Below are 17,463 nucleotides of genomic sequence, written 5' to 3' on the forward strand. Positions count from 1 at the left end.
TGACGAAATTTGACATTACTGCACCGGGTTTATGCTTAAGTCATGAGCTGGGTTGTGGTTTTTTTGGCGCTCTTCGCGCTCATTGCCCTGTTTGGCCTGGTTAACTACTGGGGCTATCGCCGCATCGAGAAAGCCCAGCAGGCGTGGTTTCGCCAGATGCTAGGCGATGGGGTAGACCTTGAAACATTCCTCCAATCGGCCCCCTTCGAGTACAGGCCTCTCAAGGGCAGCAAGGCCTATGGCATCCTGGACAAGCGCACCGGCGAGGAAGTGTACAGGGTCAGAACCCCCGAGGAGGCTGAAGCCTGGATTGTGACCCACACCCTGGCCGAGCGCGGGCAGTTGCCTCTGGCCTCCGGGGAGCCCAGGCGCTAGGGATCCGGGTGCTTCTGCTGGATAGTTGTTACGCGACCTGCCGCTTGAAGACGCTGACACCTCGAGCAGAAGTGCGTTCCCCGCCCGCCTACCACCCTTTTGACGATGGTGCCTTTGCAGCCCGGGCGCTTACAGGGCTGGCCGGTGCGGTCGTAGGCGTTGTGGTGGAACTGGAAGTAGCCAGGTTCGCCGCCGGGCTGCTGATAGCTCTGGTCTGAGAGGGTCGAGCCCCCGGCCTCCACCGCTTTCGCCATCACCTCGCGGACGGCCTCGAAGAGTTTTCGAACCTCGGCAGTTGTGAGCGAACGGGCGGGGCGCTCGGGGTGGATTTTGCTCATCCACAGCGACTCATCGGCGTAGATGTTGCCCACCCCCGCCACCGCTTCCTGCGAGAGCAGCACTTCCTTGATTTTTCGAGTGGTTTGCAGGAGCGATTGTCTGAACCCGGCCAGGGTGAAATCTTGCGAGAGCGGTTCGGGCCCCATGCGGTTGAGCAGGTCAATCTCGTGGTAGTCGCCTGCTTCCACCACCCACCATTTCCCGAAGCGGCGGGGGTCGGTGTAGTAGAGGGTCTGTTTGGGCAAGTGCAAGGTGAGCCTGGTGTGCCGGTTCGGCTCAAAGCGAAAGCCTCCGGTCATGCCCAGGTGCACGATGGCTTCCAGCTGCTTGTCCAGATGTAATATCAGGTACTTGCCCCGGCGCGAGGTGCCCAGCACCTTACGCCCTTCGGCCAGTTCGGTACGGCGGTAGCGGGCGGGGTCGTTGTGCAGCAGTTTTTGGATGCGTTGGCCCAGCAGGTAGGGCTCGAGGATACGCCGGGTGGTCTCGACTTCGGGGAGTTCGGGCATTGCAGGGGTCAGGGTATCGGGGCTGGGGGAAAGGGAACAGCCGCAGGCTCACAGTTTGGCCCGCGTGCTCGGATAGTTTGCATCGAAAATGTGTGCTCTTCACAAACATGGCCGCCCGTCTAGACGGTCAGTGTTCTGTAGCCCTTTGGAGGCTGGATGTAACGCTCTACTCAGCAGCGCGTTCCTGGGCGCGGTTGTCTTCTAGGGCCCGGCGGCATTCGCGGAACACATACAGCACCAGCACCGGGAAGGGAATATCCTGCTCGAGGGCTTCCTGTACGGCAAAATAGCGCCCCGGATCGGCAGCGCGAACCTTAGGAGCCAGCATCGTCCATAGCTTGAGCAAGCCTTCGCGGCTGTGCGGAATCGCTTCCTCGAAGCGCTTGAGGGGGTCAGAGGGCGTGTTCATCTTCAACACATAAGGCCGAGCAGACTCAATCACGCTCTCAGGGTAGGCCGGCGGGTGTTTTTCAACAGTATTCCAGACTAAGCACTAACCAACCGTTTAGTTGTAAGGATTCCAGGTAACTCCACTTCCAGGGAGCGTTCCACTAAGGAAAAAGCGCCGCGCATGTGGGCGGGGTCGGCGGTATTGCCCATTTTGAGCTGCCGGTACTGATCCAGGGTGATGGGGCTCATGGGCAGGGGAGAGAGGAGCGGAACCACCCGATCCATCAGCGCCAGCGGGATGGGCAGCAGGGGTTTTCGAGAGCCCAGGGTATCGCGCACCAGCAGCAGTAATTCGCGGAAGGTGTACTCTTTGGGCCCCACCAGGTTGTAACTGCGGTGAAGGGTGTGGGGGCGGCTCAGGGCCTGTTCAAAAGCCAGGGCCACATCGCCCACCCAGATGGGGCGGAACACAAAGCTGCCATCGCCAATTTGGGGGATGAAGGGAATGGGGGCGGTGACCAGCCCTTTCAAAATGCCCCCAAAGAACTCGTCGCCCTGGCCGAAAATCAGGCTGGGGCGCAGAATGGTCCAGTCCAGTCCGGAGGCCTGTACCAGCTCCTCACCTTCGGCCTTGGTCTCGTAGTAGCGGCTGCCGGTACCCCGGGCGGTGCCCAGCGCCGACATGTGTACAAAACGTCGAATACCCGCGGCCCTGGCTGCTGCCAAACTGTGGCGCACCCCTTCCACGTGAGCCTGACGGAAGGTCTGGTCGCCCCGTTCGCGGATGATGCCCACCAGGTAGATCAGGGCTTCCTGGCCCTGGGCCGCCTCGAGCAGACCCTCGTCTTTGGCGGCATCGGCCATCACGTAGCGCACCCCTGCAAGCGGGCCTTCGCCCCGCCTCGAGGCCACCGTAACCTGGTGGCCCTGCTCCAGCAGGTGCCGCGCCAGGTGGGTGCCCACATAGCCGCTGCCGCCGACGATGAGTACCTTCATAAACCCTCTAAACGGCTTGTAGCATCCGGCTTTCGGCCTCGAGCTCCAGGGTCTTGCGGTCTACCAGGTAAATTTTGCGATAGCCGGTGTCCAGGATGCCCTCGTGGCGCAGGTCGGAGAGCAGCTTGCTGACCGACTCACGGGTGGAAGCGGTGGCGTCGGCGATTTCTTCGTGGCTGGCAGTAACGTAAACCCCGCGTTCGTCCTGGCCCTTGGCGGCGGTGGCGGCCAGGTAGAGCAGGTAGCGGCAGATGCGGCTGCGCAGTTCGCCCCACTGAAGGTGGGTCTCGTAGGCCTGTACCTGTACCATCTGGCTGGCCAGGCTTCCGGCCAGGGCCCGCAGGTCGTCGTTGGAGAGGGTTTTGGGATCCACGGCAAAAGCAGCCGCCTCGGTCAGGGCTTCGGCAGTGTACCGGTACTGCCGCTCCGAAAGGGCTTCTTCCCCGAAGTAATCACCCGGCAGCACGTGACGCAGGGTGAGCTGGCGTCCATCGGGCAGAATCTCGATGATGCGCACCAGGCCGCGCTCGAGGTGATAAAGCACCTCCGCACGGTCGCCAGCCCGATAGATCACTTCTTTTCTACGCACCTTTTTCATAAAGCCTCCTTGAACAGGACTTGCGAGATTGCAGCATGGCAGAAAGACGACGATTTTGCCCCACAGGGAGCGCCCCCCTGGAAAAGCCCAGCCCTACCACAAGCCTGCCTCCTTCAGGGCTGCCGAGAGCAGCTCGGCCAGCTCCCGGGGGTCGTTGCCCATGTAGCGTGCACCCAGCCGTTCCACCGAACGGGGGTCGTTGGCGGCGGCGCGCCCGCCCACCACAACCAGTGGGGCCAGGTGGCGGAGGGCCTGATGGGGAAGCGACTCGAGGGAAACCGGCTGGGCCGCAGAAAGCACAATGGCTTTGGCCCCGGTGCGCTCGGCGAAGGATTTGAGGTCGGCCAGGGGGGTATTGGGGCCCAGGTAGTGCACGGTGTAGCCGGCTCGGCGCAGGAACAATGCGGTAATCAGGCTCCCGATCTCGTGCTGCTCCCCCGGCAGGGTCGAGACCACCAGGGTGGGCCCCAGCGAACCGCCCATCAGATTGAGCAGGCCCTGCAAGGAGCCGCGCAGGTAGGTGCTGGCAAAGTGCTCCTGGGCGGTGCTGACCCGGCCGATGTGCCAGCCATCCCCAATGCGGCGCAGGCAGGGTGAGATGACGTCCATGATGACGGTCTCCATGGGGTGGAGCTTGTAAGCCTCCGATAGAATCCGTTCGGCGGCTTCGGTATCGGCGTGAAGCAGGGCTTCCTCGAGCTCAAGCGAGAGGGTTTCGGGGGGGCGGGGCCCTTCCTGGGTCAGGCCCTCGAGGTAGCGCCTGACCGCCTGGGCGGGGGCTACCCCCTCGGCAATCCATTGCTTGATCTGTCGCAGGGCCTCGAGGTCGGTCTCGCTGTACAACCTGTGTCCACCCGGCGAGCGCTCGGGCCGGGGAAAACCATAGCGCCGCTCCCACTGGCGGAGGAGCGCAGAAGACAGATTGGTGCGTTCCTCCACTTCGGCGATGGTGTAAACCCCTAGATCGTTGCGCATAAGTAAATCCCTTTGTTACAAAATAAGCTACACTACTGTCTAAGTTTTGTCAAGGATATACCCAATACTGTGCAAAATATGTACAAGTTTAGGAATGCCTCCGAAAGACGTACTCAACATGAACAAACCTATCCCTGATCAAAGAAAGCCCCTGCCCCTTACACTGGCCGCTCGAACCAACCTCTGGCCCATTACGGCCTACGGCTATGAGATCTGGCGCAAGCGAGCTCTCTCGCTGCTGGCCGGAAGACCCTTTCCCCTCGAGGAGGAGCTAGGCCTGATGGTCAGAGCGGTTCAACCCGTGGCCGGCCTGACCTTTTTGGATCTGGGCACTTCTACGGGCCTGTATGCAAGGGCTTTGCTCGAGGCTGGGGCGGCCAGGGCTTACGCCCTCGACCTGTCGCCAACCATGCTCAAAGTGGCGCTCCAGAAGGCCGGGGGAGATGCCGGTTTCGTACCCTTGCTGGCCCGTGCCGAGGCCATTCCCTTGCCCGATGTCTCGGTGGATGGGGTGGTGGTGGGGGGCAGTTGGAACGAATTCCCCCATCCCCAGTCGGTGGTGGACGAGATGTACAGGGTGCTTAAGCCGGGCGGGCGGCTCTGGATTATGTTTAGCCATCGTTCTGGAAGCTTTGTTCAGCGGTTGTTAGAGTGGAGCGGGTTGCGTTTTCCAGACCTGGTTGATTTACTAACAGTGCTTCGCGCAAAGGGTTTCAGGGTGGAAGGTTGGCGAGAGGGGTCGGTAGGATTTGTGACAGGGACAAAAGTCCCAACCCGTCAGTAGACGCATAGTAGGCCCATACGGGAGAGACAGGAGACCAGCATGGAACCCAACTGGCAAGCGGTATCGGAAATTATCCGTCGCCACTCGGCCACGTTTTATTACGGTAGCTTGCTGTTCAAGGGCGAGGCCCGCAAGGGCGCCTGGGCCGTGTATGCGGCTTGCCGCATTGGGGACGACGCCGTGGATGAGTCGACCAACCCGCTGGCCGATTTGAACGAATGGTGGGCCGGCATCGAACGGGCCTACGCCGGGATGCCCAGAGAAGACTGGGAAGTGGCCCTGGCCTGGGCCCTGGAGCGCTGGGAGATTCCCCATCAAGCCTTTGCCGACATGAAAGAGGGCTTTCTGGCCGACCTAAACCCGGTGCGCCTGGAAACCCTGGACGAGCTATACGCCTACTGCTACCGGGTGGCCGGCACGGTGGGTTTGATGATCGCGCCCATTGGCGGCGCAGGGGAAGCAGGCCGCGGGGCGGCCATCAAGCTGGGCCAGGCCATGCAGCTTACCAACTGCTTGCGTGACGTGGGCGAAGACCTGGCGCTGGGGCGGGTGTATCTGCCCGCCGAGCTGATGCACAAGCACGAGGTGTCCATCGAAGACCTGCGCCAGGGCTGTATCAGCCCGCGCTACGTGGCCTTGATGCGCGAACTGGCTGCCGAGGCCCGCCGGCTCTACCGCGAGGGCCTGGGGGGCCTCAAATACCTCCAGACCGGGCGCGGGGCCATTGCCCTGGCCGCCCTGCAATACCAGGGCATTCTGGACAAGCTCGAGCTGATGGGCTGGGACAACCTCTCGAGGCGGGCCTCGCTTTCCACCTACGAGCGGGTGATGCTCCTGCCCAAGGCCATCTGGCTGCGGGGCGCGTAGGGCTTGATCGTGGGATGAAAAGCCAGGGAATTAGCGGTTGCCAACAGACGGCCCCGCCGACCACTGGCGTATGATGCTGCCGGTATGCCGGATTTTGACGTGGTAGTTGTGGGCGCGGGGCACAACGCGCTGGTGACGGCGGCCTACCTGGCCCAGGCAGGGTACCGGGTGGGGGTGTTTGAGCGGCGCAAGGTGCCGGGCGGGGCGGTCTCGACCATAGACCACGAGGGCTTCCGCTTCGACCTGGGGGGCAGTGCGCATATTTTGATTCGCCTGACCCCCATCCCGGACGAACTGGAGTTGTACCAGCACGGGCTGGAGTACCTCGAGCTCGACCCCCTCTTTCACGCCTCCGACGCCAAAGAGAGCTGGTTTGTCTGGCGCGACCCCGAGCGCACGGCGGCAGAGCTGGACGAGCGCTACCCCGGCCAGGGGGCGGCCTACCGCCGCTTCATGCGCGACTGGATGCCCTTTGGCCAGGCTGTCAAAGAGGCGTTCCTGGCTTCGCCCAGCCCCCTCAACCTGGGGCAGAAGATGATCTGGGGGGCGGGCTTTGGGCGCGACTGGCAGAAGCGGCTGCCGCAGATTCTGCGCCCCTATGGCGACGTGGCGCGGGAGTACTTCAGCGAGGAGCGGGTGCGGGCCCCCCTGGTCTGGATGGCGGCGCAGTCCGGCCCGCCCCCTTCCGACCCGCTCTCGTCGCCGTTTTTGCTCTGGCACCCGCTTTATCATGTGGGCGGGGTGGCCCGGCCCCGAGGGGGCTCGGGGGGGCTGTCGCAGGCGCTGGTGCGGGCCCTCGAGGCCAAAGGGGGGCGGGTACACCTGGAGAGCCCGGTCACGCAGATAGTGCTCGAGGGTTCAAAAGCCGTGGGTATCCGCTTGCAGGATGGCCAGAGCGTGAGCGCCCGGGCAGTGGTGGCCGGGGCGCATATCCAGAAAACCCTGGGTCTGCTGCCCCCCGACCGAACCCCCGAGGTGGCCAGGGGCCTGCGGGTGGGCAACGGCTTCGGCCTGATTCTGCGGCTGGGCCTCTCTGAGAAACTGCGCTACCAGACCCACCCCGGCGATGAATCGCGCATTGGCCTGGGGCTTTTCATCACCGATGAGCTGCAACTGAACCGGGCCTACGGCGACTACCTTTCGGGCGAGCCCACCCGCGACCCGCCCCTGATTGCCATGAGCTTTAGCGCGGTGGACCCCACCCTGGCCCCACCAGGGGGCGAGACGCTCTGGCTGTGGGCCCAGTACTACCCCTACCGGCTGGCCTCGGGAAGCTGGGAAACCCGGGCCCAGGAGGCCCGCGAAGGGGTAATCCGGAGCTTTGAGCGCTTCGACCCCGAGATCCGCCGCAAGATTGTGGCCGAGCTGATCCAGACGCCGCTCTGGCTGGAAAACGAGTTTGCCATGCCCAGCGGCAACGTGATGCACCTGGAGATGACCCCCGACCAGATGTTCATGTTCCGCCCCTGGCTGGGGGCCCACGAGTACCGCTTCCCCGGCGTGAAGGGGCTCTACCTGACCGGGGCCAGCACCCATCCGGGCGGGGGCATTATGGGGGCTAGCGGGCGCAACGCAGCCCGCGTGCTGCTCAGGGATTTGAGCCGGAAGCGGGTCTAAAGAGACCCTTCAATCCAGGGCCTGGTTGGAACCCGGTGGCAGCAGGCTCAAAATCAGCAGATGCTCCGGCAGAATGATGTAAATCAGGCGGTAGCCTTCGCCGAAGACCGCTTGACGAACATCGCTGCGTCCAGATCTGCTGATGGGGGCGATGGGGGCCGATTCCTCAAACATCTGGATATGCTCGAGGGTTCGATTCAGCGCGGCCTCGAAGCGCTCGAGGCGCTTTGGGCTCAGCTCGAGACGAAGAGAGTCACGTTGTTCTTCCGCCCCGGTGGCCCACTCAACGCTTCGCACGGGGCCGGACTCCCTCAAAGGCTGGGTGTTCACCCTGCGCCAGCTCCATCAAGCTGTCCACTGCCTGCCGAGCCGCCTCGTAGTTGCTGATCAGTTCCTGATATGCCTCGATGCTCATGATTACCGCAGCAGCCCGTCCGCTCTGGGTTAGCAGCACCGGGCTTTTGCGCTCGCGGATGCGCTGCATAATTTTGGCCAGGTTGTTGCGAAAATCGGTCAAGGGGACGATATCTTCCTGGGGATTTTGAATCTTGATCACAAATCTAGTGTACACCTTTATGTACAAAACCATGTTGAGAAAAACGACGTTGCATTGCCAGGCTTCGGTGCAAGGAGGGGTTGCAACCAGAGTTTGTGCAGGGGCATTGTCCGGCTTTGTAATCTCGGCTAGTCCGGGCCTGCTGTGGGGGCGTAGCCTGGTACAAGGTGAGCGAGCTTTACGACTACATCATTGCCGGAGCGGGCGCGGCGGGCCTGAGCCTGGCCTACCACCTGATAGAGGCCGGCTTGCATGAACAGCGTATTTTGTTGCTCGACCGGGCGCCCAAGACCGCCAACGACCGCACCTGGTGCTTCTGGGAAGTGGGGGAGGGCCCCTTCGAGCGCGTGGTGTTTCGCAAGTGGAACCAAATCTGGTTTCACGGTGAAGGGATTTCCAGGCGACTGGAGATTGCCCCCTACGCCTACAAGATGATCCGGGGGCTGGACTTTTACGCGTTCATGAACCGGTGGGTTGCGGAGCAACCCAACATTACCGTTCGATACGGCGAAATCTCGCACATCGTGGAACGGGAGGGAGGGGTAGAGGTGGGGCTCGAGGGGCAGACCTTCCGGGGCCGGTGGGCCTTCAGCAGCCTGTACCAACCGCCCCCCCGGAACCCCCGCTATCACTACCTGCTCCAGCACTTCAAGGGCTGGGTGGTCAAGACCCCCGGGACAGTGTTCGATACAGAGGCGGCCACCTTTATGGACTTCCGGGTGGCGCAGCAGGGGGCGGTGCGGTTTGCGTATGTCCTGCCCTTCGATGCCCAGACCGCGCTGGTGGAGTACACCCTGTTCTCGCCCGAGCTGCTGGCCCCGGAAGCCTACGATGCGGGCCTGCGCGAGTACCTCGAGGGTATTCTGGGCCTGGGAAGCTACGAAATCCTCGAGAGCGAGTTTGGCATCATCCCCATGACCGATGCCCCCTTTCCCCGCCGACAAAGCGCCCACATAATCAATATCGGCATGGCCGGGGGCCGCACCAAAGCCTCGACCGGCTACACCTTCCGGCGCATTCTGAAGGAGTCGCGCCGCATTGCCCAAGCGCTCCGCCAGACCGGGCAGCCCTTTTACCCGGAGCCCGCCTTCAACCGACACGCCTTCATGGACAGCGTGCTTTTGAACGTCCTGGAAAAAGAGCGCAGCCCCGGCAAGCAGGTTTTTAGCGACCTCTTCCGCAAAAACCCCCCCGAGCGGGTGCTGCGCTTTTTGGACGAAGAGACTGGCCTTCTCCAGGATTTGCAAATTATGGCCAGTGTGGACATACCGGCCTTTGTGGAGGCGACGCTCGAGGTCATCGGGCGGCGCCTAGGCAGGCGGGAGCCGGGCCGGGTGGCCCCCAGGCGAGGGTAGCGGTGGACATTTTGTTGCTTACGCTGGGGATGCTTTTGCTGGCCTGGGGCGGCCTGGCCTGGCTGCGGCCACAGGGTTCTATAGCCGGCCCGGCCTGGCTGCGCTGGCTGGGGGGCCTGGGCGGCATGGGCCTGGCCCTCCTGGGTGCGGTGCTGCTGGTGCTGGGCTGGAATGGGCTATTGGGCGCGGCCCTGGCGGTGTGGGGCTGTGGGCTGGCGGTGCTGGCGGTCTGGGGTGGCGACCTGCTCTGGGCTCTCCGCCGAACGCTGGCCGTGGTAGCGGGGGGGGCTTTGCTGATGGGCGGGGGGCTCTCCTGGTTGGCGGGGGGCCGGGTCGAGCTGGGGGTCTGGGCGCTGCTATCGGCAACCGTGGCGGCGCAGGCGCTCTGGCTTTTGCGGCAGCCCGAGGCCCTGGCACGGCTCCGGTGGCTGCAAACCCACCTGAAGCCCTGGATGGTGCTCCTGGCCCTGGCGGTGCTGGTGCGGATTCCGGTGCCGCTGTGGCTCGAGGGCTTTGCCCTGATTAGCCTGGTGCAGATGTCGCTCATCAGTCTGGCCGCGCTGTGGTGGGGCTTCACGCAGATAGGGGCCCGGATTGGCCTGCTGTTTGGCCTGGCCTTTGCCCTGGGCTTGGGGGTGGAGCTTTTGGGCAGCAAAACCGGCCTGCCCTTTGGGCTCTACACCTACCAGGGGGCCCCGCCGCCCACCGTGCTGGGCGTGCCCCTCATCGTGCCGCTGGGCTGGTTTTCCCTGGTGCTCTCGGCGCATGGGCTGGCCGGGGGGCGGCCCTGGCTGACCGGGCTTCTGGTGGTGGCCTGGGATCTGGGCCTGGAAGCCCTGATGCCTGCCAAGGGCTACTGGACTTGGCAGGATCCCCACCCCCTCTGGTACGGCGCACCTTTGCAGAACTACCTGGCCTGGTTTGCGGTGGGTTTTGTGATTTCCTGGATGTATGGTCGGCTGGGGCCCGGGTTGCACCGGAACCGGTCTTTTGGCTGGGCGTACCGCCTCGAGGCCCTGTTTATTCCGGTAGGGCTGGCCCTGTTTGGCCTGTGGCCGGCGGCTTTGGTGTGTGGCCTGGCCATGAATCTGCTGGCCTGGAGTGAATATCTGCGCGGATGGGCGGGGGAGAGATTCGGGCGGATAGCCGATAGCCGATAGCCGGCGCAATGAAGGAAGCGAAACGGGCCGTGCTCACCCTTGCAGTACCTGAAGCTGAAGGCCGAAAGCCACTCGGCTCGAGGCCTACGACCGCTCTCGCCGCACAAGCCTTATATCGTTTTCCCCTTACCCTCTCCCCTTGCGGGAGAGGGTGGCGACACCGGCCAGTTTGGTACTGATTTTGCCGAATAAAACGTCTCTAACGGTAACCCGGTGTCGACGGGTGAGGGGTTGCAAAAACGATGTCCATGCAAATGATAAGAGCCTCTCTCGCTGCACTACCCCCTCGACCTTCGGCGGTTGGCCCTGGTAGGGTGTAACCGTTATGCGACCCTGGGAACGATTGCTGGCCGCCTTCTTCCGGGTGCTGTTTGGGCGTTCGGTGCGGCGGGGGTTGCGGGGGGTATGGGTGCGAGGTGCGCTGCCGGAGGGGGCTTTTGTGCTGGCGAGCAACCACCATTCCTGGTGGGATAGCTATCTGCTGCCGGTTTTGTTCTGGAACGCCCGACGGCCTTTCAAAATTGTGGTGGGGGAGCGTCGCCTGCGCGAGTTCGCTTTTTTTCGCCACCTCGACACGGTCTCGGCGGCCAGGCCCCGTGAGGGCCTGCGGGCCCTGGCGCACGGCGAGGTACTGATCGTTTTTCCGGAAGGTGAGCTGCGGCCTCCGGGGGCGCTGGGTGAGCTGAACAAAGGGGTGGTCTGGTTTGCCGAGAGGGCAGGGGTGCCGGTGGTGCCGGTGGCCTCGAGGGTTGCCCTGCGCGGGCACGAGTTTGCCGAGGCTTACCTGGTGTTCGGCGAACCCCTGGGGCCCGACCTGAACCGGCTGCGTCTGCAGCTAGAACAGATGCTCACCGAGCTGGACCACCAGATTCGCACCGCCCCCGCCGAGGAACCCCTGCCCGGCTTCGAGCGACGTATCGCCGGGCGCCAGAGCACCCACGAGCGCATGGCGGGCTGGGGGGCGGCGCTGGGTAAACTGACGGGAGGACGCTGAAAGCCGAAAGCTCAAACAAGGCCGATGGTTGACCGCTAGTTGACCCCTCGACCCCTGACCCCTATGCCCGCTCTCCTCGATTACGTCCTCTACACAGTCCTGGCCTGGCTGGGCCTGAAGCTCGGCATTCTCCTCCTCAACCTGGGGTTTTTTCCGGTGTTGCGGCGGGAAAAGTTGCGGGGCCCACGCCCCACGGTCTCGCTCCTGGTGCCCGCCCGCAACGAGGCCCACAACTTGCGCGAGACCCTGCCGGGGATGCTCCTGCAAGGGGTGCAGGAGATTCTGGTGCTGGACGACCACTCCACCGATGGCACGGCCCAGGTGGTCGAAGCGTTCAGCCGCCAGGACGCCCGGGTGCGCCTCTTGCCGGGCCTGCCCAAACCCGAGGGCTGGATGGGCAAGACCTGGGCCTGCTTTCAACTGGCCCAGGCCGCCCAGGGGGAGGTACTGCTCTTCAGCGATGCCGACGTGTACTGGCGCAAGCACGGGGTGCGGGCGGTGCTGGCCCGGATGGAGCGGGAGCGCGCCGGGCTGGTCTCGGTCTACCCTCGCCAGATTACCCCCAGCCTGGCCGAGCGGGTACTTTTGCCCCTGATTGACGATGTGCTGCTGTGCTACCTGCCTTATCCGCTCATCGCTACGCCCTTCCCTTCGGCGGCGGCGGCCAACGGGCAGGTGATGGCCTTTACGCGACAGGCCTACCTGTCTGCGGGGGGCCATGCGGCGGTGCGGGGGGAGGTGCTCGAGGACGTACGCCTGGCCCAGAAGACCAAGGCTGCCGGCGAACGCCTGGCAGTAGCCCTGGGGGGCGGGCTGGTCGCGGTGCGGATGTACCGGAGCTTCGCAGAAATTATCGAGGGGCTGGGCAAGAACCTGATCGAGTTCCACGGGAAGAGCCGGGTGTTGCTGGCCCTCTCGTACCTGGGCCACCTGACGGCCTACACGCTGTGCTGGCCGCTGGCCCTGCTCGAGCCGGGGTGGCTCTGGGTGGGTGGTCTGGGGCTCCTGGAGCGCTTGTTGCTGGGCCTCAAGACTGGGCGCGAAGGGTGGGAGTGGGTGCTGGTACCGCTGGCTCCGCTTTTCAGCACGCCCATCTATTTGCGCTCTGGGCAAAAAAGATACACCTGGAAAGGGCGAGAATATACCCGATGAAGGCCATGGTGGTGGGGGCGGGTTTTGCCGGGCTGGCCGCAGCCTTGCGGCTCCGTAGGGCCGGGCTGGAAGTAACGGTGCTGGAGCAGTTTGACCAGCCGGGCGGCAAGGCCATCGGCTGGGAGGGCGTGCCCACCGGCCCCACGGTGCTTACGCTGCCCGAAATTCCCCGCCAGATTCTGGGTGCCTTTGGGCACGAGTTACCCGGGCTCAAACCTGTTTCCCCCCTCACCCGCTATGCCTGGCCCGATGGCCGGGTCTTTGCCCCTGAGCTCGAGCTAGGGGCCACCCTGGCCCAGCTTTCGGCCCAGGAAGCCCGCGATTACCGGCGCTTGCTGGACCAGGCCCGTACGATGTACGAAGGGGCCCGGGAGACCTTCATTTTTGGCCCGCCCCCACAGGTTTTCCGACTCCTGCAGTACGGCTTGCGCGAGGGTGTGAAGGCCCACCCCCTGCAACCCCTCTCGGCCCTGGTGCAGTCGGGCCCCTACCTGACCCCTTTTTTCCTGCGCTTTGCCACCTACCTGGGCGCCAACCCCTACCGGGCCCCGGCGGTGCTGCACAACATCGCCTGGGTGGAGCTGGGGCTGGGGGTGTTTCACCTGCCGGGCGGGATGCGGGCGCTGGCCCAGCAACTCTACGCACTGGCCCGGGCCCAGGGGGTCGAGTTTTTGTTCGGGCACAAGCTGCTCCAGATGCAACACCTGCCGGGGCGGGTGGGGGCCCTGCAAACCGATCAGGGCTGGCACAGCGCCGACCTGTATGTATCGGCGGCGGATCGGCACTTCACCCTGGGGTGGCTCGGCCTGCCGGTACCCCAGGAGGCCCTGGGGGTCTCGGGGTTTGCCGTGCTGATGAAGCTCTCCGAGGCCGTGCCGCTGGGTCATTTCATCTATTTTTCGGCGGACTACCACGCCGAGTGGAACCAGATTGCCGCCGGGCGCTGGCCCCAGGATCCCACCCTCTACCTGCACACCGACGGCGACACCGCCTTCATGCTGGTCAATGCGCCCCCTTTGCCGCCAGGCACCTCGAGCCCGCCTGAAAGCCAGGCTTACGCCGAGCACTTGCTCCAGAAGCTAGCCCGGCTACACCCCCTTCCCATTCGAGCGTGGCGGGCGCTGAGCCCGGTGGACTACAGTCGCACGGCCTACCGGGGTGCGTTGTACGGGCGGGCTCCGCACGGGTTGCTGGGGGCGCTGCGCCCCGGCTGGGCGGTGGCGGGTCTGCGGAATCTGGTGCAGGTGGGCGGCACCGTACACCCGGGAGGAGGGGTGCCGCTCTCCATGCTCTCGGGTTGGAACGGGGCGGGTTGGCTTTTGAGCAGAGCCTCGGGGCAGAGGGGAGGGTTCGCTTGAGGCTCGAGGGGGTGGCTGTGGGGCGGCCCCTGCCGCAGCCCAGAGGCTATCCCTGGGGTCCTCTGGCCCATCTGCCGCGCTGGGCCGGTGAGCCGCTGGCGCTGCTAGAGGAAGGGGCGGCCCTGGGGCCGGTTTTCGGTTTGGGCCTGGGCCGCAAGGCCGTGGTGGGCTATAGCCCCGAATGGAATAAAAGGTTGCTCACCGACCTGGAAACCTTCCGCTCCAAAGGCAGTTTTTCCAGCCTGACCCCCTACCTGAACGGCGGCATCATCACCACCGACGCCCCGGCGCACAAGCCCCGGCGCCAGGAGCTGAACCCCTATTTTCACGCCAAAGCGCTGGTGGGCCTGGAAGGGCGAATTCGGGCCGCCCTGGAAGAAATACAACCCAGGGGCGAGTTTGAGGCCAACGCCTGGGCCTCCCAGGTTGCGCAGACCAGCCTGAACGTGGCCTACTTTGAAGGCCGGTTTCCCCAAGGGGAGCTGGCCCGGTTTCTGGCCCCCCTCAAAAAGCCCTTTCCGGCCCCCCTGCTGCCGCGCCCGCTGCTGTTTGCGCGGGTTCGGCGGCGGGTAGGGGAGATGCAGGCTGCCGGGTATGGCCTGGCGGGCCATCTGCCCGCCGACGAAGTGCTGATCGGGCTGGCAGCAGGCTACGATACCACCGCCCACACCCTGGTCTGGGCGCTCTGGCACGCCGCGCATTATCCCGACTGGCACCACCCGGCAGGCCATGCCCTGCTCGTCAAGGAGACCCTGCGCCTGTACCCGCCCGGTTTTATCGGGAGCCGCAGGGTGGTGAGGGGGCTAAAGTTCGAGGGGTACTTCATCCCCAGAGGTGCCCTGGTTCTCTACAGCCCCTACCTGACCCACCGCCACCCCGACCTGTGGGAAAGGCCCCTGGTCTTCGACCCGTCGCGCTTCCAGGGGCGCATTCCGGCCTGGGGCTACCTACCCTTTGGCGGGGGGGAGCGCACCTGCCTGGGGATGCACTTCGCCCAGATGGTGTTGGAGATCGCCCTTTCGCTATTGGGGCCGCTCGAGCCCCTCCAGGGTGACCCCCAGCCCAGACCCGGCCTGACCCTGGCGCCCAGGGGGGCGCTATGGTTGCGCCCCAGGGGATATACCAAATCTGCCCAGAAGTGACACAAAAGCGATATACAAGTCCCTCGTACGCGCCCCCTGGCGCGGCAAGTGAGGGGCGCGTTTAGCGCCGCTCACGCGCAGAGTTGGTAATAGGTTTGGGATAGGGGTACAAAGCCTCAAAAACACTCCCAATCTTCCCGGGTTATTTCCATCGGCACAAACTCGGATTTGGGGGCCAGCCCAAAGTTGAAGCGAGGGGTGGGTGCTGGCGGGGTGGGCACGTGCCGAAAACCCGCTTTCTCGAAGGCCCGTTGGGCGCGCAGGTTGTGCTTGTAGGTGCGCAGCTTGACCTTTTGCAGCCGCAGGGTGCAGAAGGCGTATTCCAGCACCGCCTTGACCGCGTCGGTGCCGTAGCCCTGCCCCCAGCGGTTTTTGGCCCCGATCAGAATACCCAGGGTGGCCTCGGTGCGGGTCATTTCGTAGAGCTCCACCGTGCCCAGCCACTCGCCCTTTTCGTCCAGAATGCCAAACCCCATGCGGTCGCCCCGGCTGACCTCGCCCATCACCACCCGCTTGAAGAGCCAGAGGGGCATTTTGAGCGGACGGCTGCCGTTCCACTCGGCAATTTCGGGGTCGCGGAAGCACTCGTAAAACCGCCGCCACTCCGTTTCGGTGAGGGTTTCGGTGAAGGGCTTGAGGGTGACTTTCCCGTGGCGGGGCCAGGTGTTGCTGAGCGTCACCTTTTTAGCATACGGCAAAGCCCACGGGACAATGGTTTGGGCGGGCAGGATTGCGGTATAGACTGAATGGGTCATGCTCGAGCAAGCCGCACAAATTGCCAGAGATGCCGTGGAATCGGGCCGGATTCCAGGGGCCGCGCTGGGGGTGGTGCATCTGGACGGTTCCACGGAGATGTTTTGCGCGGGTGTGAAGCATCTGCACAAACCGGGTGCGGTAGACCCCGACACGCTGTTCGACCTGGCCAGCCTGACCAAGGTGCTCTTTACTGTGCCCCAGATACTCCGCCTGGTGGAGGAGGGATTGGCCGACCTGGACGACCCGCTTTCGCGCTTTCTGCCCGAGATGGCCTGGATGCAAGGCTCGGAGTTGCCCCGTCGCACCCTGCGCCAACTGCTCACCCACGTCTCGGGCCTGCCAGCCTGGGAGGCCATCTATACCTGGGGCGGCGAGGCCCATACCCTCAAACACCGGGTTTTGCAACACCGCTGGGAGGTGGGGCCGGTGGGTGCCCACCTCTACTCGGACATCGGCTACATCTTGCTGGGGCTGGTGCTCGAGCGCGTCCGAGGCCAGAACCTGACCCGTTTCGCGCTTCCAGAGGGGTTTTGCTTCAATCCCACCCACCCCGACGACTGCGCCGCAACCGAGCAAGACCCCTGGCGTGGGCGCATCTTGCAAGGCGAAGTACACGACGAGAACTGCTTTGCCCTGGGGGGTGCCACCGGACACGCAGGGCTTTTCGGTAGCCTGCGGGGGATTCTGGCCTATGTCCACCGCCTGATGAAGGGCGAGGTGCTTTCCCCGGCAGCCCTGGCGGAGATGCGTCGCCCCCAGCACGCCGAGCGAGCCCTGGGCTGGCTGATTCCATACCCCCCCTACAGCGGCGGCAGCCTGTGTAGCCGCCAGACCCTGGGCCACACGGGCTTTACCGGAACCGGCGTCTGGATGGATTTTGAGCGGGGTTATGCCTGGGTTTTGCTGACCAACCGGGTGCACCCCAGCCGACACCGGGAAACCGGCATCCTGGAGTTGCGGCGGGCAGTCGGGAACGCCATCGCCGCAGCGTGGAAGGGCTGATTGAGAATGAGAGGTTGGGCAAAAACCTGCCCTGCTCAGTCCAGCACTTCATCTGCCGGGCTGTTCTCGAGAATCCCCCGCCAGACCAGCGCTACCACGGGCAAGGCGACTACCAACAAAAGCAGTGCGGCCAGTAAACTTTCCACATTTCAAGGGTAGGTTGGCTTGGTCAGCGTGGGGTCAGTGTGGCGCTGACAGAACCTCAAGAGGCTTCGTCTTTGCTGGGGTTTTTGGACAGGGCCCGCTGGCTGGCTTTGATGCCGGCATCGAAGTCAATCTCCATGGGCGGTTTGTCGTCCATATCCACAAACACCGAAGGGTTGTGCGGCTGAGAATTACGGGAATCTGAGGCTGGGTGGTTGCTGGGCGGGTTTCGTTTGCTCAAGTAGTACACCACAGCACCTAACAACACCAGAAGCCCCAAGAGCGCCACCACCCACACCCAGGTCATAGGGCTATGCTACCGCAGTTCGGTTGGAGGACGGGTTTACGTGTGCAGAGGGGTGGGTTCTGCTGGAACATCACACCGCACAAATCT

Annotated in this window: 20 protein-coding genes; 11 read left to right on the forward strand and 9 right to left on the reverse strand. The window is 64.1% G+C overall.

What is annotated here, in order from left to right:
• Positions 1–42 precede the first annotated feature (42 nt).
• Positions 43–375, forward strand: a complete 333-nt coding sequence (locus J3L12_RS03495; RefSeq protein WP_208013654.1) for a hypothetical protein — start codon at positions 43–45, stop codon at positions 373–375.
• On the opposite strand, the gene J3L12_RS03500 is transcribed toward J3L12_RS03495, so the two are convergent.
• The 5 genes from J3L12_RS03500 to J3L12_RS03520 form a co-directional block, all read right to left on the reverse strand.
• A complete protein-coding gene (locus tag J3L12_RS03500; RefSeq protein WP_208013655.1) occupies positions 372–1,223 on the reverse strand; it encodes a DNA-formamidopyrimidine glycosylase in 852 nt (283 codons plus the stop codon). The two genes, J3L12_RS03495 and J3L12_RS03500, sit on opposite strands and share 4 nt — an antisense overlap.
• Before the next feature lie 166 nt (positions 1,224–1,389).
• Positions 1,390–1,632 carry a hypothetical protein gene (locus J3L12_RS03505; protein WP_243454885.1) on the reverse strand — a complete coding sequence of 81 codons (243 nt, stop codon included), beginning with the start codon at positions 1,630–1,632 and terminating at the stop codon, positions 1,390–1,392.
• 77 nt (positions 1,633–1,709) lie between these two features.
• Positions 1,710–2,609 carry a complex I NDUFA9 subunit family protein gene (locus J3L12_RS03510; RefSeq protein WP_208013656.1) on the reverse strand — a complete coding sequence of 300 codons (900 nt, stop codon included), beginning with the start codon at positions 2,607–2,609 and terminating at the stop codon, positions 1,710–1,712.
• 7 nt (positions 2,610–2,616) lie between these two features.
• Complete coding sequence (locus tag J3L12_RS03515) at positions 2,617–3,207, reverse strand: cyclic nucleotide-binding domain-containing protein (protein WP_208013657.1); 591 nt, start codon at positions 3,205–3,207, stop codon at positions 2,617–2,619.
• A 93-nt stretch (positions 3,208–3,300) separates the two neighbouring features.
• Entirely contained in the window at positions 3,301–4,182 is an 882-nt protein-coding gene (locus tag J3L12_RS03520; RefSeq protein ID WP_208013658.1) for a MerR family transcriptional regulator, read from the reverse strand.
• A gap of 118 nt (positions 4,183–4,300) precedes the next feature.
• Here J3L12_RS03520 and J3L12_RS03525 point away from each other — a divergent pair, with 118 nt between their 5' ends.
• From J3L12_RS03525 to J3L12_RS03535, 3 genes are all read left to right on the forward strand, one after another.
• A complete protein-coding gene (locus tag J3L12_RS03525) occupies positions 4,301–4,966 on the forward strand; it encodes a methyltransferase domain-containing protein (RefSeq protein ID WP_208013659.1) in 666 nt (221 codons plus the stop codon).
• Positions 4,967–5,005: 39 nt separating this feature from the next.
• Positions 5,006–5,833 (forward strand): phytoene/squalene synthase family protein, encoded by an 828-nt coding sequence (locus tag J3L12_RS03530; RefSeq protein WP_208013660.1) that lies wholly within the window; start codon positions 5,006–5,008, stop codon positions 5,831–5,833.
• An 84-nt stretch (positions 5,834–5,917) separates the two neighbouring features.
• Entirely contained in the window at positions 5,918–7,450 is a 1,533-nt protein-coding gene (locus J3L12_RS03535) for an NAD(P)/FAD-dependent oxidoreductase (RefSeq protein WP_208013661.1), read from the forward strand.
• A 9-nt stretch (positions 7,451–7,459) separates the two neighbouring features.
• Here J3L12_RS03535 and J3L12_RS03540 read toward each other — a convergent pair whose 3' ends face one another.
• Positions 7,460–7,747 carry a hypothetical protein gene (locus tag J3L12_RS03540; protein ID WP_208013662.1) on the reverse strand — a complete coding sequence of 96 codons (288 nt, stop codon included), beginning with the start codon at positions 7,745–7,747 and terminating at the stop codon, positions 7,460–7,462.
• Complete coding sequence (locus J3L12_RS03545) at positions 7,734–8,006, reverse strand: type II toxin-antitoxin system Phd/YefM family antitoxin (RefSeq protein ID WP_208013663.1); 273 nt, start codon at positions 8,004–8,006, stop codon at positions 7,734–7,736. Before J3L12_RS03545 ends, J3L12_RS03540 begins: the two co-directional genes overlap by 14 nt.
• 167 nt (positions 8,007–8,173) lie before the next feature.
• Here J3L12_RS03545 and J3L12_RS03550 point away from each other — a divergent pair, with 167 nt between their 5' ends.
• The 6 genes from J3L12_RS03550 (at position 8,174) to J3L12_RS03575 (ending at position 15,167) form a co-directional block, all read left to right on the forward strand.
• Positions 8,174–9,361 (forward strand): lycopene cyclase family protein, encoded by a 1,188-nt coding sequence (locus J3L12_RS03550; RefSeq protein ID WP_208013664.1) that lies wholly within the window; start codon positions 8,174–8,176, stop codon positions 9,359–9,361.
• 2 nt (positions 9,362–9,363) lie between these two features.
• On the forward strand, positions 9,364–10,521 hold the full coding sequence (locus tag J3L12_RS16885; RefSeq protein ID WP_347708825.1) for a carotenoid biosynthesis protein: 1,158 nt from the start codon (positions 9,364–9,366) through the stop codon (positions 10,519–10,521).
• Between the two features lie 325 nt (positions 10,522–10,846).
• Positions 10,847–11,515 (forward strand): lysophospholipid acyltransferase family protein, encoded by a 669-nt coding sequence (locus J3L12_RS03560; RefSeq protein WP_208013665.1) that lies wholly within the window; start codon positions 10,847–10,849, stop codon positions 11,513–11,515.
• Between the two features lie 63 nt (positions 11,516–11,578).
• On the forward strand, positions 11,579–12,667 hold the full coding sequence (locus J3L12_RS03565) for a glycosyltransferase family 2 protein (RefSeq protein WP_208013666.1): 1,089 nt from the start codon (positions 11,579–11,581) through the stop codon (positions 12,665–12,667).
• On the forward strand, positions 12,664–14,025 hold the full coding sequence (locus J3L12_RS03570; RefSeq protein ID WP_208013667.1) for an NAD(P)/FAD-dependent oxidoreductase: 1,362 nt from the start codon (positions 12,664–12,666) through the stop codon (positions 14,023–14,025). Before J3L12_RS03565 ends, J3L12_RS03570 begins: the two co-directional genes overlap by 4 nt.
• Positions 14,026–14,042: 17 nt before the next feature.
• On the forward strand, positions 14,043–15,167 hold the full coding sequence (locus tag J3L12_RS03575) for a cytochrome P450 (RefSeq protein ID WP_347708826.1): 1,125 nt from the start codon (positions 14,043–14,045) through the stop codon (positions 15,165–15,167).
• A gap of 116 nt (positions 15,168–15,283) precedes the next feature.
• Here J3L12_RS03575 and J3L12_RS03580 read toward each other — a convergent pair whose 3' ends face one another.
• The gene (locus J3L12_RS03580) at positions 15,284–15,847 is read right to left on the reverse strand and encodes a GNAT family N-acetyltransferase (protein WP_208013669.1); all 564 of its coding nucleotides are present in this window, start codon (positions 15,845–15,847) and stop codon (positions 15,284–15,286) included.
• A 73-nt stretch (positions 15,848–15,920) separates the two neighbouring features.
• On the opposite strand from J3L12_RS03580, the gene J3L12_RS03585 reads away from it, so the two are divergent.
• The gene (locus J3L12_RS03585) at positions 15,921–16,925 is read left to right on the forward strand and encodes a serine hydrolase domain-containing protein (protein ID WP_208013670.1); all 1,005 of its coding nucleotides are present in this window, start codon (positions 15,921–15,923) and stop codon (positions 16,923–16,925) included.
• A 202-nt stretch (positions 16,926–17,127) separates the two neighbouring features.
• Here the strand turns inward: J3L12_RS03585 and J3L12_RS03590 are convergent, their stop codons facing one another.
• A complete protein-coding gene (locus J3L12_RS03590; protein ID WP_208013671.1) occupies positions 17,128–17,376 on the reverse strand; it encodes a hypothetical protein in 249 nt (82 codons plus the stop codon).
• Between the last annotated feature and the right edge of the window lie 87 nt (positions 17,377–17,463).

Source organism: Meiothermus sp. CFH 77666 (assembly GCF_017497985.1).
In the GTDB taxonomy this organism is placed as follows: domain Bacteria; phylum Deinococcota; class Deinococci; order Deinococcales; family Thermaceae; genus Meiothermus.

Excerpts from the sequence above, each read along its gene's own strand:
- J3L12_RS03495 (WP_208013654.1), top strand. The coding sequence starts at position 43 with ATGAGCTGGGTTGTGGTTTTTTTGGCGCTCTTCGCGCTCATTGCCCTG.
- J3L12_RS03500 (WP_208013655.1), bottom strand. The coding sequence starts at position 1,223 with ATGCCCGAACTCCCCGAAGTCGAGACCACCCGGCGTATCCTCGAGCCC.
- J3L12_RS03505 (WP_243454885.1), bottom strand. The coding sequence starts at position 1,632 with ATGAACACGCCCTCTGACCCCCTCAAGCGCTTCGAGGAAGCGATTCCG.
- J3L12_RS03510 (WP_208013656.1), bottom strand. The coding sequence starts at position 2,609 with ATGAAGGTACTCATCGTCGGCGGCAGCGGCTATGTGGGCACCCACCTG.
- J3L12_RS03515 (WP_208013657.1), bottom strand. The coding sequence starts at position 3,207 with ATGAAAAAGGTGCGTAGAAAAGAAGTGATCTATCGGGCTGGCGACCGT.
- J3L12_RS03520 (WP_208013658.1), bottom strand. The coding sequence starts at position 4,182 with ATGCGCAACGATCTAGGGGTTTACACCATCGCCGAAGTGGAGGAACGC.
- J3L12_RS03525 (WP_208013659.1), top strand. The coding sequence starts at position 4,301 with ATGAACAAACCTATCCCTGATCAAAGAAAGCCCCTGCCCCTTACACTG.
- J3L12_RS03530 (WP_208013660.1), top strand. The coding sequence starts at position 5,006 with ATGGAACCCAACTGGCAAGCGGTATCGGAAATTATCCGTCGCCACTCG.
- J3L12_RS03535 (WP_208013661.1), top strand. The coding sequence starts at position 5,918 with ATGCCGGATTTTGACGTGGTAGTTGTGGGCGCGGGGCACAACGCGCTG.
- J3L12_RS03560 (WP_208013665.1), top strand. The coding sequence starts at position 10,847 with ATGCGACCCTGGGAACGATTGCTGGCCGCCTTCTTCCGGGTGCTGTTT.
- J3L12_RS03565 (WP_208013666.1), top strand. The coding sequence starts at position 11,579 with ATGCCCGCTCTCCTCGATTACGTCCTCTACACAGTCCTGGCCTGGCTG.
- J3L12_RS03570 (WP_208013667.1), top strand. The coding sequence starts at position 12,664 with ATGAAGGCCATGGTGGTGGGGGCGGGTTTTGCCGGGCTGGCCGCAGCC.
- J3L12_RS03585 (WP_208013670.1), top strand. The coding sequence starts at position 15,921 with ATGCTCGAGCAAGCCGCACAAATTGCCAGAGATGCCGTGGAATCGGGC.
- J3L12_RS03590 (WP_208013671.1), bottom strand. The coding sequence starts at position 17,376 with ATGACCTGGGTGTGGGTGGTGGCGCTCTTGGGGCTTCTGGTGTTGTTA.